Here is a 15,735-nt window from a genome sequence, read left to right on the forward strand (position 1 = left end):
ATCCCTCCAATATTAAATCTCTTTGACTGCTGCTGAAATTTTTTGATATTTTTCTTTACTTGATGGCTTGAATAAGACCAACACGCGACCAATAATTTGTACCACATCGCAATGAATGGCTGCTGTTAGTTCTTCTGCAACCTCTTCTGCTACTTCATCTGTATTTTGTAATAACGTAATTTTAATCAATTCACGTTTTTCCAACGCTTCATCAATTTGTGTAATCATTGCGTCATTCAAACCACCTTTGCCTACTTGAAAAATAGGTTGTAAATGGTGTGCCTGACTACGTAAATAACGTTTTTGTTTTCCTCTAAGTTTCAAATTGTTTGCCTTCTCTCTAAAATTTAAATTAATGCTTTTCTACGTAAAACATCGACACCTTTAGGCGCCCAACCAGCGACTACACCAGGTTCTGTGACAGTAATCCAACCTAGACCAGCAAACACAATATCCGTTTTTTCTTTCACGGAAAATTCAAAGCGCACTAATTCAGGAAACTCAGCGACTTCATCGGCACGTGGAGGCTGCAATAAGCCACCAACATGTTTTTCATAAAAAGCATCGGCGGTTGCTGTTTTTGTTCGGTGTAAATTTAAGTCATTGGAAACGTAGGCAATGAAGGAACTTTTAGCACCTTGGACATAATCAAAGCGAGCCAAGCCACCTAAAAACAAGGATTGTTCAGCATTTAATTGGTAAACTTTCGGTTTGATTTCTTTTTGCGGTGCAATAATTTTCAAGTCTTTTTTACCTAGGTAATGTGCCATTTGATGACGGTGAATAATTCCGGGCGTATCGATTAAGAAGTGACCATCGTCTAATGGAATTTCAATTTTATCTAGCGTTGTTCCAGGAAATTGTGATGTCGTAATCACATCTTGAACACCCACTGTTTGTTGAATGATTTGATTGATTAATGTTGATTTTCCAACATTGGTCACACCTACGACATAAACGTCTCGGCCTTCACGATATTTTTCGATTGTATCTAATAACTCTTGCATTTCTTGTGGTTTCTTGCCACTTGTTAGTAAAACATCAACAGGGCGTAATCCTGCTTCATGGGCCCGTTCTCTCATCCATTGAACCATTTTAGGTTTTTTTAATGATTTAGGCAAAATATCCACTTTATTACCAACTAACAACACAGGATTATCTCCGATAAAACGATGTAGTCCTGGAATAAGAGAGCCATTAAAGTCAAAAATATCCACTACGTTCACAATCAGTGCATCTTCTGTTCCTAAACCATTCAATAAACGTAAAAAGTCATCATCTGTTAATTGGACATCTTGAATGTCATTATAATGTCTTAAGCGAAAACAACGTTGGCAATAAACTTCCCCTGTTTCCATTCCTTTTTCGAAAGCTGTTTTTGGTGTATAGCCTAATTCATGAGGATTTTCCGTTTGGATAATCGCACCACAGCCAATACAATGAATTGCCTCTGTCATTCTAATCCGCCTCTCCATGTCATTTCTGGATGTTTTTTTGATAAGTATTTCATAATTTTCCGTTCAAAGAACCGATTGATTCTAGTATTCCAGCCATCTGTATCGACAATCGGTTGAACTAAAACATTGCGTATACCCGCTGCGTTAGCTCCCCGAATATCTGTCATAATCTGATCGCCGACCATTAACATTTCAGATGGCTTCAAGCCTAATTTTTTTTCTGCTAATTTGAAGCCACGTGCGGTTGGTTTCAAGGCACGTGCTACATAATCTAAGTCAAACTTTTCAACAACGCGTTTAATCCGGCTGTCTTTGTTGTTTGAAACAACAAGGACGGTAATTCCTGCATTTTTCATCTCTAATAACCAAGTTTTTAATTCTTCTGTTCCATCGGGATTATTCCAAGCAATTAAAGTATTATCTAAGTCAGTTAGTACTGCCTTAATCCCCAGTTTTTTTAATTGTGCGGGGGTAATTTTATAAATCGCATCAATCATCCATGTCGGTTTATATTTTGAAAACATCGTGACTCCTCTCACTGACACTATGTAGTTTCTTCGATTTTAAGAGACTGAAACATAACTAAACAATTATGCTTCAGTCTCTACCTATTGTATTATACTGCATTTTACTGAAAATTTCTATAAAGGACGGTCGTTCCTTGTAAAAGAACAAGTAAAATAAAAGAAAAAATAAAAAAAGCCACCCATCAACCCCTGAAAAGTTCGTTGATGAGTAGTAACTTCTAATATTTGCGAAAACGTTGGTATCTTTTTTCTAGTAACGTTTCCGTATCTAATTTAGCTAATTCAGTTAATTTTGAAATAAACGCTTTTTGTAACATGCGATTAATTTTTTCTTGTTCCAGAGGCTGACCGTTCATAACTTCTGGAATTACTTTATCTACAATAGCTAATTCCTTCAGCTCTGTCGCTGTGATTTTCATCAATTCTGCTGCTTCTTTCGCACGACTGCCATCTTTCCACAAAATAGAGGCGAAACCTTCTGGCGAAAGAACCGCATAAATCGTGTGTTCCAACATCCAAACTTCATCTGCGACTGCTAACGCTAAAGCACCGCCACTACCGCCCTCACCAATGATGACTGAAATGATTGGCACTTTCAAATCAGACATCTCTAACAGGTTTTGCGCAATGGCTTCCCCTTCTCCCCTCTCTTCGGCACCAATTCCACAATAGGCACCAGCAGTGTTCACAAAGGTAATGACTGGGCGGTTAAATTTTTCCGCTTGTTTCATTAAACGTAACGCTTTGCGATACCCTTCAGGATTAGGTGAACCAAAATTACGTTCAATATTTTCTGGTAGATTTCGACCCTTTTGGATACCTACCACTGTAACTGGTTTCCCTTGCAAAGTAGCAACACCACCGACTACAGCTAAATCATCGGCAAAGTAACGATCCCCATGAAATTCTAAAAAGTCCTCAAAAATGGCTTCTATATATTCTAAAGTTGTCAAACGATCTTGGGCTCTTGCCAAGGTAACAACATCATTGGCTGTTTTCTTTTCCATGTTAGCGCCACCCTTCCAAAGAATGTAAACGTAACAAGTCGCTCAATCGTTGACGCAAAAGATTTCTTGGCACAATCTGATCTACAAAACCATGTTCTAAAAGAAACTCGGCCTTTTGAAAATCATCTGGCAACTCTTGACGAATCGTTTGTTCAATTACACGGCGGCCAGCAAAACCGATTAAACTCTGAGGCTCTGCCAAAATAATATCTCCATCCATCGCAAAACTTGCGGTAACACCGCCAGTCGTTGGATCAGTCAATACCGTAAGATACAGCAGCCCTGCTTTGTTATGCCGTTGCAAAGCGGCCGAAATTTTCGCCATTTGCATCAATGAAAAAATTCCTTCTTGCATACGGGCACCACCAGATGCAGTGAAAATCACTACTGTTAAATGCTTTTCTGTCGCCCGCTCAAACAAGCGTGTGATTTTTTCACCAACAATCGTTCCCATACTGCCCATGATAAAATTAGCGTCCATGATTCCAATTGCAACAGCTTGTCCTTCAATTGTTGCTTCTCCCGTTAAGACAGCTTCATCTAGCCCAGTTTTTTCTTGCATTTTTTCAATTTTTTCAAGATAACCAGGAAAATTTAGTGGATCTTTTGTCACTAATTCACTGTCCCAATTGTGGAAACTTTTTTCATCAACGGTTATCGCTAATCGTTCCCATGCACCAATCCGAAAACTATAGCCACAATGCGGACAGATTTTTTCTGCACCCATTTCTTTTGTATACAGTGTTCGCTTACAAGAAGGGCATTTTGCCCACATATTATCTGGAACAGAAGGCTTCTTTGATGCATCATTTGCATCAGCACGATTTGGATTAATGCGAATGTAATTTTTCTTTTTAAATAATGCCATTTGCTTACTCCTCGTATTTTAGCGGCAAGAGCACAGCTCTTGCGGCGTTCTTTCTTTAATGATTGCTTTCTGGCTCCCAATTTGGTAGAAATGTTTCTTGTAAAAAGCTTGTGTCATAGTCACCTGTCAAAACATTGTCATGTGTAATTAAATCTAATTGGAATTCGGCATTCGTAATAATACCTTCTGTTACAATTTCATTTAAAGCCCTTTGCATTTTCATCAAGGCATCAAAACGATTTTCACCATGTACGATGACTTTTGCAATCATTGAATCATAATAAGGCGGAATTGAATACCCTGAATACATAGCGCTGTCTACACGCAAGCCCATTCCACCACTAGGCAACAAGAGATTTTGAATTTTACCTGGTGAAGGAGCAAAATTAAAGGCAGGATTTTCAGCGTTAATTCGGCACTCAATCGCATGCCCAGTCATGGTAACATCCTCTTGGGTATAGCCTAAAGGTTCACCTGAAGCAATTTCTAATTGTGCTTTGACTAAATCAATCCCTGTTACCATTTCCGTAACTGGATGTTCGACTTGGATGCGGGTATTCATTTCCATGAAATAAAAGTCGCCAGCTGGATCCATCAAAAATTCAATGGTTCCGGCATTTTCATAATGCACAGCTTGTGCCGCTCGAACGGCCGTTTCGCCTAACATCTGACGCTTTTCTTCAGAAATAGCAATCGATGGTGATTCTTCTAACACTTTTTGATTATTTCTTTGTAGTGAGCAATCACGTTCTCCTAAGTGAATCACATGCCCATATTGATCACCTAAAATTTGCACTTCGATATGACGTGCTGGATAAATAATTTTTTCTAAATACATATCATCATTACCAAATGCGGCTTTGGCTTCTTGCTGCGCTGAAGTAAAGTGTTTCGGTAACTCTTCTTTTGAAAGAACTTTTCGGATTCCTTTTCCGCCACCACCAGCAGCTGCCTTTAACATCACTGGGTAACCAATTTCTTCAGCAATCGTCAACGCTTCTTCGACAGAATCAATGACGCCATCACTCCCAGGAATAACAGGTACCTTGGCTTTTTGCATCAGTTGACGTGCGTTTATTTTATTGCCCATTGCATCAATCGTTTCTGCTTTAGGACCGATAAAAGTAATGTTGCATTCTTCGCACATTGAAGCAAATTGACTATTTTCAGATAAGAAACCAAACCCTGGATGAATCGCTTCAGCATTGGTAACAATCGCTGCACTTAAAACAGCTTGAACATTTAAATAAGAATCAGTTGCTTTCGCCGGTCCAATACAAATGGCTTCATCTGCTAACTGTGTGTGTAACGCTTCTTGATCCGCTTCAGAGTAAACAGCAACTGTTTGAACGCCTAATTCGCGACAGGCACGAATAATACGAACAGCGATTTCTCCGCGGTTTGCGATTAATACTTTCGAAAACATTTTTCACCTATCCAATCATAAAGGTTAATTCAGCCTCGGCAACTTTTTTTCCATTAACTTTTGCCACACCTTTACCCATTCCAGCAGAAGCGCGGACTTTTAAAAGTTCAACCTCTAAAATTAATGTGTCGCCTGGTGTTACCTTTTGTCTAAATTTTGCTTTATCTAATCCACCAAAGTATGCCGTTTTCCCTTTGAATTCAGGCATTGAAAGTAATGCCACGGCGCCTGCTTGAGCCAACGATTCAATAATTAAAACTCCTGGCAAAACAGGATTCCCAGGAAAATGACCTTGAAAAACTTGCTCATTAACCGTTACATTCTTTTTCGCTACAACGCGTTCCCCGGGAATGACTTCTTCAACACTATCTAATAATAAAAAGGGATAGCGATGTGGTAAAATTTCTTGAATTTCTGTAATTGTTAATTTCATGTTTTATTCTCCTTTAGCAACTCGGAATAGCGGCTGACCAAATTCAACCACATCTTCATTGTTGACTAATATTTCAGTAATCACACCGTCAACTGTCGCCGTAATTTCATTCATTAATTTCATCGCTTCAACGATACACACAACGTCACCCGTTTTAACAGTGTCTCCTACTTTGACAAAGTTCTCTTTATCTGGTGCTGGTTGTAAATAAACGATTCCTACAATGGGTGACGTAATTTCTTCTGTCTTTTCATTGGCTGTCGGTGTATTAGTTGGCGTTTCTTCAACGACAGAAACTGTTTCAACAGGCACTGACACACCACTAGCGGCTACTGGTGTTTCTTGTGGTTGCGCCACTGGTTCTACGGCACTTCGCCCAGAAACTGTATTTTTATTCATATATAATTCAAACGAGCCTTCTCGTAAATCAAATTCGGTTAAAGTTGATTGATCAAATTGTGTTAATAGTGCTTTTACTTCTTCTAACTGCATGTTAATCCTCCCAGCGTTTTAAGCAAATAACTGCATTGTGGCCACCAAAGCCTAGCGAGTTACTTAAAGCATAATCAAATTTATGCTCTTTGCTTTCGTTTAAAACAACGTTCACCGTAATTGCTTCATCTTGATTTTCCACATTAATGGTTGGCGGAATAAATTGATGTTGTAAAGCATTTAGGGTAGCAATTCCTTCAATTCCACCAGCGGCGCCTAAGAGATGTCCCGTCATACTCTTTGTACTACTTACATACGCCGTTTTTGCGGCATCACCTAAAGCCAATTCAATTGCTTTAGATTCTGCACTGTCATTGGCTTGTGTGCTTGTTCCATGGGCGTTAATATAGCCAATTTTTTCTGGAGAAATCCCAGCTTCTTCCATTGCTAGTACCATGGCTTTCGCTGCGCCGCTCCCATCTGGTGTTGGTGATGTCATATGATAGGCATCGCAATTAGCACCATAGCCAACCACTTCACCTAAAATAGTTGCGCCTCGTTCTAGAGCATGATCTAATGATTCTAAAATAAAGACACCCGCTCCTTCTCCCATCACAAATCCACTACGTTCTTTATCAAAGGGAATTGAGGCTTTTTCTGGATCAGTCGCCTTTGTTAAAGCGGTCAAGGAAGCAAATCCTGAAATACCGATTTCTGTAATAGGCGCTTCTGCTCCACCAGCAATAATGACATCGGAGTAGCCATGTTTGATATTGCGGAACGCTTCCCCAATTGAATGGGTTGCACTAGCACAAGCCGTCACTGTTGACGTACAAATTCCTTTGGCACCAACACGTAAAGCAATATTTCCCGCCACCATGTTTCCAATCGCCATTGGAATAAATAACGGTGCCACACGTTCAGGTCCTTTGTCGTGCATCCGAATTACTTGATTTTGAATTGTTTCCAAACCACCAATCCCGGAACCCACCATAACGCCAAACCGATCCACATCTAGTTGACTGGTATCCAAGCCACTCATAGCCATTGCTTCTAAGGCCGCATAAATGCCAAATAACGAAAACTTATCCATGCGTTTGCCATCTTTTTTAACAAAATATTTTTCCATTGGAAAGTCTTTCACTTCAGCTGCTAAGGTGACACCTGTTTCACTAACATCAAATTTACTAATCGGTCCGATACCATTTTTCCCTGTTTTCAAACTTTCTAAAAAAGTCTCAGGTTCATTGCCAATCGGCGAGGTGACACCGTAACCGGTAATAACTACTCGATTCATCCTTTTGACTCCTTTCGTTTATCCGTGCATGACTAAGCCGCCATCAACATTCACGACTTGCCCAGTAATATAGGGACTTTTAGCTAAGAATATCGCTGTAGCTGCGACATCTTCGACTTGCCCAAACGTTTGTAAGGGAATTTGCGCATTCATTTGTGTTTTAACTTTTTCCGATAAAACATCCGTCATTTCTGTTTGGATAAACCCTGGTGCAATCGCATTGCAGGTAATACCGCGCGGCGCAACTTCTCGTGCCACCGATTTAGTAAAACCAACGACACCGGCTTTACTCGCAGCGTAGTTTGCTTGACCAACATTTCCCATTAAACCAGAAACGCTAGCCATATTAATAATCCGACCACTTCGTTGTTTCATCATACGTTTAACCGCTTGTTGGGTCATGTTAAAAGTTCCTACCAAGTTAATATCTAAACAGGCATTAAAATCCTCTTTTGTCATTCGTAATAATAATTTATCATTCGTAATCCCAGCGTTATTCACCAGAATATCAATCGAGCCTAATTGGTCAACGGTTGCTTGAATCATCTCACCCGCTGCATCAAAATCGGAAATATCTCCAGAAAGGCCAATACATTTTACCCCAAAGGCTTCAATTTCTTGTCGTTGTTCTGGCGTAATCTCACTCCGACCGTTTAAAACAATATTGGCGCCCTCTTTCGCAAAAGCCAACGCAACTGCTTTGCCAATCCCACGAGTGCTTCCAGTAATAAATACGTTTTTTCCTGTTAATTCCATTTTTTACCTCCCAGTAAGTGCTGTTAACGTTTCTGTTAATGTTGCAACATCTTCCACACGGTGCATTTCAATTGTTTTGTCAATTTTTTTAACAAAACCAGTTAATGTTTTCCCTGGACCAACTTCAATCATCGTTCCCACGTTCATAGCCTTCATCGTTTCGATACTGTCTTCAAAACGTACCGCAGACATGACTTGCTTTTCCAATAACGCTTGAATTGCCTCTTGGGGCATAATTTCGGCAGTCGTATTACTAATGACAGGAATTTGCATCGTTTGAAAGTTCAATTTTGCTAAATCCTGAGCCAATTTTTTTGATGCTGGTTGTAACAGCGCCGTATGGAAAGGGCCACTCACATTTAACGGAATCATTCGCTTCACACCAGCTTCTTTGAGAAGTGTCATCGCTTGATCAACAGCAGCAACCTCACCACCAATCACGATTTGTTGTGGTGTATTATAATTTGCTGGAGCCACAATTCCGAAAGCACTGGCTTCTTGACAGGCTTTTTCAATTACTTCACGCTCAGCATTCATGACAGCAATCATTTTGCCAGTTCCTTGTGGTGCTGCTTCTGTCATGTACTGACCGCGCTTTTGGACCAAGGCCACTGCTTCTGAAAAACGCAAAGCCCCGCTGGCAACCAAAGCACTGTATTCCCCTAAGCTTAAACCCGCTACGACATCAGGCGTTAGTCCTTTTTGTTGCAAAAGACGGTAAAATGCGACACTGACTGTTAAAATAGCAGGTTGCGTATATTCTGTTTCATTTAAACGTTCATTTTCAGTAAAACAAAGTTCTGCCATCTCATAACCTAAGATATGACTTGCTTCATCGAAGGTTTCCCGAACAATCGTTTCTTGGTGATATAATTCTTCACCCATCCCTTGATACTGGGCTCCTTGTCCACTAAATAAAATCGCTGTTTTCATACGACACCTCATTTTTTGTTAAAATTATTCACTTAGCCCCAACGCTGATTCATCTTATGTACAATCGCTTTGCATTCAGACATGAGTGAATCAATGATTTCTTGGGCTGTTTCTTCTTTTTTTATTAACCCGGCAATTTGTCCCGCCATGACGGAACCGTAATCCATATCCCCGTCAACGACAGCTTTGCGCAAAGCGCCTTGACCAATCTTTTCAAACATTTCTAAATCAGGTACTTCTTTTTGAAGTTCTTGCTTTTCTAATTGATTATATTGAGCAGTTAATTTATTTTTTAAAGTACGCACTGGATGGCCAAAATGTTGACAGGTAATTACTGCATCTAAATCACGTGCCTTTAAAACTTTCTGTTTATAATCTGGATGAACGTTGCATTCTTTGGCAATTAAAAAACGTGTGCCTAACTGGACTGCTTCAGCACCTAACATAAAGGCCGCAGCCATACCACGACCATCACCAATCCCACCTGCTGCAATCACAGGAATTGACACAGCGTCAACGATTTGCGGTAAGCCACTCATAGTGGTTAACTTGCCAATATGTCCACCAGCTTCCATTCCTTCAAAAATGACAGCATCGGCACCAATTTTTTCCATTCTTTTTGCTAAAGCAACTGAAGGAACTACTGGGATTACTTTAATGTTATGTTCTTTAAAACGAGCCATGTATTTGGCTGGATTGCCTGCACCTGTCGTTACGACAGGAACCTGTTCTTCACAAACCAAATCGACAATTTCATCGGCAAAAGGTGAAAGTAACATGATATTGACACCAAAGGGTTGCTCCGTTAATTCTTTAACTTTTTTAATTTCTTTTTTTACGACTTCTTTTGGGGCATTGCCGCCAGCAATAATCCCTAATCCACCAGCGTTTGACACGGCACTTGCTAATGAAGCATCGGCTACCCAAGCCATACCGCCTTGAAAAATGGGATAATTGATTCCAAGCAACTCACATAACTGTTGATTCATTGATTTTATACGTCCTTTAGTTCTAAGATAAGTACACTTCATTCAAGTAAAAAAGGATTTTTCCGGCTTATTTACTTGTTTTTTTAGGGACTGGGTCATTTAGCAATTAAATGTCCCAGCCCCCTATTTTCATGTATTAGTTTGCTTGTTGTTTTTCTACATATGTTACTAAATCTTGAACGGTTTGGATGCCATCTTCTGTTTCGATTTTCACATCAAATTCATCTTCGATTTCGTTAATGATTTGGAATAAATCTAAGCTATCCGCGTCTAATTCTTCTTGAATGTTTGTAGTTAATTGTACCTCTTCAGCATCTTTTCCTAATTCTTCTACGATAATTGCTTGAATTTTTTCAAATACCATGTGTATATTCCTCCAAAATAGTCATTTTCTTCATTTATATGTGAACAGTTTTTTACAGCGTTAGGAGCAGTGAGCCCCATGTTAAGCCGCCGCCAAATCCTGTTAGCACCACGCGTTGTTGGGAACCTAAAATTAAGGTCCCATTTTCAACTGCTTCATCCAACAAAATAGGAATGCTAGCAGCTGAGGTATTGCCATATTTATCCATATTCGTTAAAAACTTCTCGCGGGAAATCTTCGTCTTACGTGCAATTTTATCGATAATGCGCACATTTGCTTGATGTAGTAGAAGATAATCCACGGTTTCGTCCGTCACGAGTGATAAAATATTTTGTGAAACATCTTTAATCGCAAAATCAAAAATACTACGTCCTTCCATCTGTAGCGTCTTACTAGCCTGCTCATGCCCCTGATAAAAAGGACTTTCGTTGATCGTGTAGCCTGACGTTAAAGCCGCCCACCGTTGTCCATCTGCTTGTAATTTTTCATTTAGAAAATGCGGTGTCTCAGCCGCTTCAATCAAGACGCCGGCAGCCCCATCACCGAAAAGCACCGCTGTGGAGCGATCGGTCCAATCCAACATTTTGGAAAATGTTTCGCCACCAATTACTAGACCTGTTTGATAACGACCACTTAAGACTAGTTTTTCTGCCATGCTTAAGGCATAGACAAAACCAGAACACGCTGCACTGATGTCAAAAGCAAAAGCCTCAGTAGCGCCAATTGCGCCTTGCACTTGGCAAGCAACAGAAGGCATATTGAAATCTGGTGTCACTGTTGCAACTAAAATAAAGTCAATCTCACTTGCTTGCTTTCCAGATTTTTCCAATAACTGTTTTGCGACTTGATGACATAAATCAGACGTATTTTCTTGCGTAACGATGCGACGTTCACTAATGCCTGTTCGCGAATGTATCCATTCATCAGAGGTATCCATCATTTCACTCAGTTGGTGATTCGTGACACAATTCTCTGGAACATAACGGCTTGTACAACTAATTCGTGCATAATTCTTCATGGGGATCCTCACTTTTTATTTGTATTCTTGCAAGAAATCATGAAGATTTTTTAGTGCTCTTAACAGCGCTTGTTCTTCTTCTTGCTCCATGCCTTTCAAAATGTTTTTAACCATTTCACGATGAAAATGCTGATGGACTCTAAAAAGTAATTTTCCTTTTTTAGTTAAGCCAAGCTTTACTACACGTCGATCATCTTCACTACGCAAACGTTCAACATAGCCTTTTTTAACTAAGTTGTTAATCGCTACAGTAAGTGTTCCGACGGTAATTGACAGTTCCTTGGCTACTTCTGAAGACGTTTTTTTCTTGTACATACCAATTGCTTCGATTGTGTGCATCTCCGTAATGGATAAATCATTAAATTGTGATTTTTTCAATTCAGATTCTTCAATCGTTAAGATGTCATTAAAGACACTGACTAAATAATCGTTGACTGTTTCTAAATTAGGTTCCATTCTGTGCACCATCCATATACTTTGATTATCAAAACATTTGATGTTCAAACTATATCGTAAATAAGCAAAGAATGCAAGAGAATTTTCTATATTTTTAATGAAATATTCTTCAAATATTTCAAAAAAGGCGCATTTTCAAGGGACGAGGCTTTTAAAAAAAGGATCAATTACTTTGATACCCAAACTATTTTCACAGAAAAAGGAAAGAAGTGCAACTAAAAAGCATCACTGGCACTCCCCTGATTGAGAAGTGCCAGTGATTTTTGTTATATAATTCTTAAACTCCCACTAAGCTATTGCTACAACTTGACTGGATAATACGAGAAGAGAGTGAACCAGAAGCTTTGGTGCTTCTACTCCACTCCCTTATTAAAATGTAGGACGATTAATTATTGAATTAAGTCGTAAATTTCCATTGCTACAATATCGATGTTATCGAATTGATAGCTTTGGTGCGTATCAGATTCTGTTAATTCAAATGTTTCTGTTGATTTATCAAAACTTACAATACATTTCTCTACGCCTTCACGTTCAAAGCGGCGTACTTGTACTTCATTATCTGCTGCTTCGATCATTGCTTCCAGTCTCTTAATAATCGCCACAAGTTGTGAATGTTTCATCAGTGGGCCTCCTTTTGCAAACTAGTTCTGTACCATTGTAACAAAACATTGCCTAACTTGCATGATTTTTCGTCATTTTTTTTGATTTTTTTGTTGTTCTTTAATTTTTATTCGTTGGTTGCTTGCCATCTGTCCACCAAAGCTTAATTAAGGCCTGTGTGCCATCATTTTCAAACCCTTTATCTGCAAGGCTTTCATATAATTCTGTCGCTTTTTGCGTCGCTGGCAATGGAAGGTCAAGTTTTTTTGCTTCATCTAACGCAATCTTTAAATCTTTGATAAAATGTTTAACAAAAAAGCCTGGCGTATAATCTTCTTTTAAAATACGTGGTCCATAATTACTTAACGACCAGTTTGCAGCACTGCCACCACCGACTGTTTCCAGAACTTTTTCTAAAGTTAATCCTGTCGCATTTGCGTAAACGAGCATTTCAGTCAAACCGGTCATTGTGCCTGCAATCATTAACTGATTCGCCATCTTAGTGTGTTGCCCTTTTCCAGCTGAGCCGTGTAGCATAAACGTTTTACCAAATGTTTTGAAAATTGGTAAGACGGTGTCATAACTTTCTTGATCGCCACCAACCATAATTGTTAAAGTACCATTTTTAGCACCTAAGTCACCACCAGAAACTGGCGCATCCAACGCATGAGCACCCACTTCTGCTGCTTTTTTGGCAATCTTTTCAGCCAAGGTCGGCGTACTTGTGGTTAAATCTACTACTATTTTACCTGTAAGATCTGCTTGAAAAATCCCTGTTTCATTAAAATACACGCCTTCAACATCTGAAGGAAAGCCAACCATTGTAAAAATGATATCACTCGCTTCCGCAATTGCTTTTGGCGTATCATACCAAACTGCTCCTTCAGCAACTAAATCATCTGTTTTACTTTTTGTTCGATTGTAAACATTGACAGATAAATTGTTTTTCATCATGTTACGAATAATTGATTTCCCCATGACACCCGTTCCAATAAAGCCGATTTTAGACATAGTAGCTTCCTCCGTTCTTAAAATAAAAAACTTTCCTCCTTCAGTATAAACGAAGGAGGAAAGTTTTGCAGTTTATTTTCTTAAAGATGTAAATTTTACTTTAATTTTTTTTATTGAGTCCGCATTTTCTTTTTCCATTTGAAGTTGATCAAAGTAAATCAATGTGTCTTGATAAAATTCAATCATTTTGTTGCCAAAGTTTGTAGAAGAAATTTCAAATAATTTTTCATCTAAAATAGTTTGGTCCATTTTAATATTTGCTTGTATATAGTCAATCAATGTTGAGGCAAAATCACTGTCTGTCTTAAAAGTTTTGCCTAAGCTTTCATGATCAAATAAATTATTTAAATAGGCGTTCCCTTCTGCAACACATTGAACGCCAGCAGCCATCGCTTCTGTATAAGTTAAGCCTTGTGTTTCTGACGTTGAGGCGCTGACAAAATAGTCAGCAGCTTTATAATAAATGGCGACTTCTTCATTTGGCACTTCACCCGTAAATTGAACGTATTCACTAACTTCTAGTTCTTCTGCTAATTCTTTTAAATCCTCTAGATAGGGACCATTTCCAACTATTACTAAACGAGTTTGTGGTAATTTTTCAATAATTTGTGGTAACCCTTGAATAATTGCTTGAATATTTTTTTCATAAGAAATTCGACTTAACGATAACAACATAATCTGTTGCTCTTCAATACCTAGTTGTTGACGCATTCCAGCGATCATTTCTTCAGTAATATCGGGACGTAAAAACTTATCAATTTCGATCCCTGTTGGAATAATTCTCATTGGTGCGGTCACTCCATAATCCCGTAATTTTTCAATTACACGTTCACTGGGACAAACAACACCTGTCGTATGATTTGTAAACACTCTTGAAAAGAATTTAACATGTGATGGACGGACAACTTTTCCTTTAGCAATATAATGTAAGTAATCTTCATACATTGTATGATACGTATGGATGACAGGGATTTTCATTTTTTTCCCAACCATTTTCCCTAAAATACCCGCACCAAATTCAGTATGTGTATGAATTAAATCTAATTCCAATTCTTTGGCAATTAAATAGGCGTACCACATGCCGCGAACCACTACTCGGCGATCTTTAAAAGACACGAATGGCACACTAGGCATTCGTATGACATCTTCTTCAAAATCCGTCGCGTTAGGATCGGTTGTCGTAAAAATATACACTTCATGGCCGTGCTTTTCTAATTCATCTTTTAAGGTCTTAATAGAAGTCGCTACCCCACTCACTTGCGGGAAATACGTATCAGTAAAAAAACCAATTTTCACTCTCATTACCTCCATTTCATCTAACAATAACTGCCTTCAATATTTGTTAAGATAAGACTGTTTCGTAGACTTCTTTTAACTCGTAACCAATTTGCTTGATACTTCTTTGCTCTGCTACTTGATAGCCTGCTTCTCTAGTGCTAGGTATTTTCCCTTCTAATAAGCCTTCAATATATTTTTTAAATTCTTCAATAGAATGACCCATATAACAATTTTCATTAGCTACTAGCCAGCCTTGATAAACTGGAATATCACGCACTAAAACTTGTTGCTGACTAGCTAATGCTTCTAAAACAACAATTCCTTCCGTTTCTTCACGAGAAGGGAAAAAGAAGAGATTCGCTGCCGCATAGGCCCCTTCGATGACATCTCCTTTAATATAACCTGGGAAAATAACATTTTCTGGATGATCTTCTTTAACTAATTGTCGGATATTTTTTGGGATAGAATACATTGGTGTATCACCAAACCAAATAAATTGATACTCTGGTAACTGTCGCGCAACTTCAATAAAATCAGTGATTCCTTTGCGTTCAAAAAATAATCCCACACAAATAATTACTTTTTTCTCTTCATCTATTTTAAAATATTCTCGGAATTTTTGTTCCTTTTCTTCTGAAGGATAAAAGCGTGATAAATCAATACCATTTGAGATAGCCGAAATAGGCACTTTAATGCCATATCCTTCTAGCAATGTTTTAGAATACGGTGTTGGTGTAATTAAATGATCCGCTTTAGAATACAAACTGATAAGATATTTTTTTACTAATGGTGCCAGTTGATTAGACCCAATAAAGGAATTACGAAAATCTTCTTCTGTCGAATGGGCATGATAAATAACTTTTTTTCCTAGTTTGCGTGCTTT

Annotated in this window: 19 protein-coding genes (1 of these 19 running past the window's edge); all 19 read right to left on the minus strand. The window is 38.7% G+C overall.

The features are described from left to right. Positions 1-12: 12 nt before the first annotated feature. A complete protein-coding gene (gene yhbY, locus IGK82_RS11255) occupies positions 13-324 on the minus strand; it encodes a ribosome assembly RNA-binding protein YhbY (protein ID WP_002356298.1) in 312 nt (103 codons plus the stop codon). 23 nt (positions 325-347) lie between these two features. After that, positions 348-1,457, minus strand: coding sequence for a ribosome biogenesis GTPase YqeH (gene yqeH / locus IGK82_RS11260; RefSeq protein WP_010709893.1), 1,110 nt, complete (start codon positions 1,455-1,457; stop codon positions 348-350). After that, positions 1,454-1,981 carry a YqeG family HAD IIIA-type phosphatase gene (locus IGK82_RS11265; protein ID WP_002356296.1) on the minus strand — a complete coding sequence of 176 codons (528 nt, stop codon included), beginning with the start codon at positions 1,979-1,981 and terminating at the stop codon, positions 1,454-1,456. The genes yqeH and IGK82_RS11265 overlap by 4 nt, the downstream gene beginning before the upstream one ends. A gap of 221 nt (positions 1,982-2,202) precedes the next feature. Continuing rightward, a complete protein-coding gene (locus tag IGK82_RS11270; RefSeq protein ID WP_010709894.1) occupies positions 2,203-2,991 on the minus strand; it encodes an acetyl-CoA carboxylase carboxyl transferase subunit alpha in 789 nt (262 codons plus the stop codon). Between the two features lies 1 nt (position 2,992). Continuing rightward, a complete protein-coding gene (gene accD, locus IGK82_RS11275; RefSeq protein WP_010709895.1) occupies positions 2,993-3,859 on the minus strand; it encodes an acetyl-CoA carboxylase, carboxyltransferase subunit beta in 867 nt (288 codons plus the stop codon). Positions 3,860-3,914: 55 nt separating this feature from the next. Further along, complete coding sequence (locus tag IGK82_RS11280; RefSeq protein WP_002367303.1) at positions 3,915-5,285, minus strand: acetyl-CoA carboxylase biotin carboxylase subunit; 1,371 nt, start codon at positions 5,283-5,285, stop codon at positions 3,915-3,917. Between the two features lie 7 nt (positions 5,286-5,292). Then, positions 5,293-5,718, minus strand: a complete 426-nt coding sequence (gene fabZ / locus IGK82_RS11285; RefSeq protein WP_002356286.1) for a 3-hydroxyacyl-ACP dehydratase FabZ — start codon at positions 5,716-5,718, stop codon at positions 5,293-5,295. 3 nt (positions 5,719-5,721) lie between these two features. Beyond that, positions 5,722-6,210, minus strand: coding sequence for an acetyl-CoA carboxylase biotin carboxyl carrier protein (gene accB / locus IGK82_RS11290; protein ID WP_002379800.1), 489 nt, complete (start codon positions 6,208-6,210; stop codon positions 5,722-5,724). Between the two features lies 1 nt (position 6,211). After that, the gene (gene fabF, locus IGK82_RS11295; RefSeq protein WP_002356284.1) at positions 6,212-7,447 is read right to left on the minus strand and encodes a beta-ketoacyl-ACP synthase II; all 1,236 of its coding nucleotides are present in this window, start codon (positions 7,445-7,447) and stop codon (positions 6,212-6,214) included. Positions 7,448-7,465: 18 nt separating this feature from the next. Then, positions 7,466-8,203, minus strand: a complete 738-nt coding sequence (gene fabG, locus IGK82_RS11300; RefSeq protein WP_002356283.1) for a 3-oxoacyl-[acyl-carrier-protein] reductase — start codon at positions 8,201-8,203, stop codon at positions 7,466-7,468. Between the two features lie 3 nt (positions 8,204-8,206). Next, complete coding sequence (gene fabD, locus IGK82_RS11305; protein ID WP_010709897.1) at positions 8,207-9,136, minus strand: ACP S-malonyltransferase; 930 nt, start codon at positions 9,134-9,136, stop codon at positions 8,207-8,209. Between the two features lie 32 nt (positions 9,137-9,168). After that, positions 9,169-10,125, minus strand: coding sequence for an enoyl-[acyl-carrier-protein] reductase FabK (fabK, locus tag IGK82_RS11310; protein ID WP_002356279.1), 957 nt, complete (start codon positions 10,123-10,125; stop codon positions 9,169-9,171). Positions 10,126-10,261: 136 nt separating this feature from the next. Next, positions 10,262-10,489, minus strand: coding sequence for an acyl carrier protein (locus tag IGK82_RS11315; RefSeq protein ID WP_002356278.1), 228 nt, complete (start codon positions 10,487-10,489; stop codon positions 10,262-10,264). 52 nt (positions 10,490-10,541) lie between these two features. After that, positions 10,542-11,507 carry a beta-ketoacyl-ACP synthase III gene (locus tag IGK82_RS11320; RefSeq protein ID WP_002359378.1) on the minus strand — a complete coding sequence of 322 codons (966 nt, stop codon included), beginning with the start codon at positions 11,505-11,507 and terminating at the stop codon, positions 10,542-10,544. 15 nt (positions 11,508-11,522) lie between these two features. Beyond that, positions 11,523-11,963, minus strand: coding sequence for a fatty acid biosynthesis transcriptional regulator FabT (fabT, locus tag IGK82_RS11325; RefSeq protein ID WP_002362455.1), 441 nt, complete (start codon positions 11,961-11,963; stop codon positions 11,523-11,525). Between the two features lie 389 nt (positions 11,964-12,352). Then, the gene (locus tag IGK82_RS11330) at positions 12,353-12,583 is read right to left on the minus strand and encodes a YkuJ family protein (protein WP_002379802.1); all 231 of its coding nucleotides are present in this window, start codon (positions 12,581-12,583) and stop codon (positions 12,353-12,355) included. Between the two features lie 100 nt (positions 12,584-12,683). Next, entirely contained in the window at positions 12,684-13,574 is an 891-nt protein-coding gene (locus tag IGK82_RS11335) for an NAD(P)-dependent oxidoreductase (protein ID WP_002356274.1), read from the minus strand. Between the two features lie 72 nt (positions 13,575-13,646). Next, positions 13,647-14,870 carry a cell wall glycolipid biosynthesis glucosyltransferase BgsB gene (bgsB, locus tag IGK82_RS11340; protein WP_010707991.1) on the minus strand — a complete coding sequence of 408 codons (1,224 nt, stop codon included), beginning with the start codon at positions 14,868-14,870 and terminating at the stop codon, positions 13,647-13,649. Between the two features lie 46 nt (positions 14,871-14,916). Continuing rightward, on the minus strand, positions 14,917-15,735 hold the 3' portion of the coding sequence (gene bgsA / locus IGK82_RS11345) for a cell wall glycolipid biosynthesis glucosyltransferase BgsA (protein ID WP_002359375.1). 186 nt of this gene lie beyond the right edge of the window; the window shows 819 of its 1,005 coding nt (coding positions 187-1,005); its start codon lies off the right edge, out of view; its stop codon occupies positions 14,917-14,919.

Origin of the sequence: Enterococcus sp. AZ197 (genome assembly GCF_050556405.1) — a bacterium.
Lineage (GTDB): Bacteria > Bacillota > Bacilli > Lactobacillales > Enterococcaceae > Enterococcus > Enterococcus faecalis.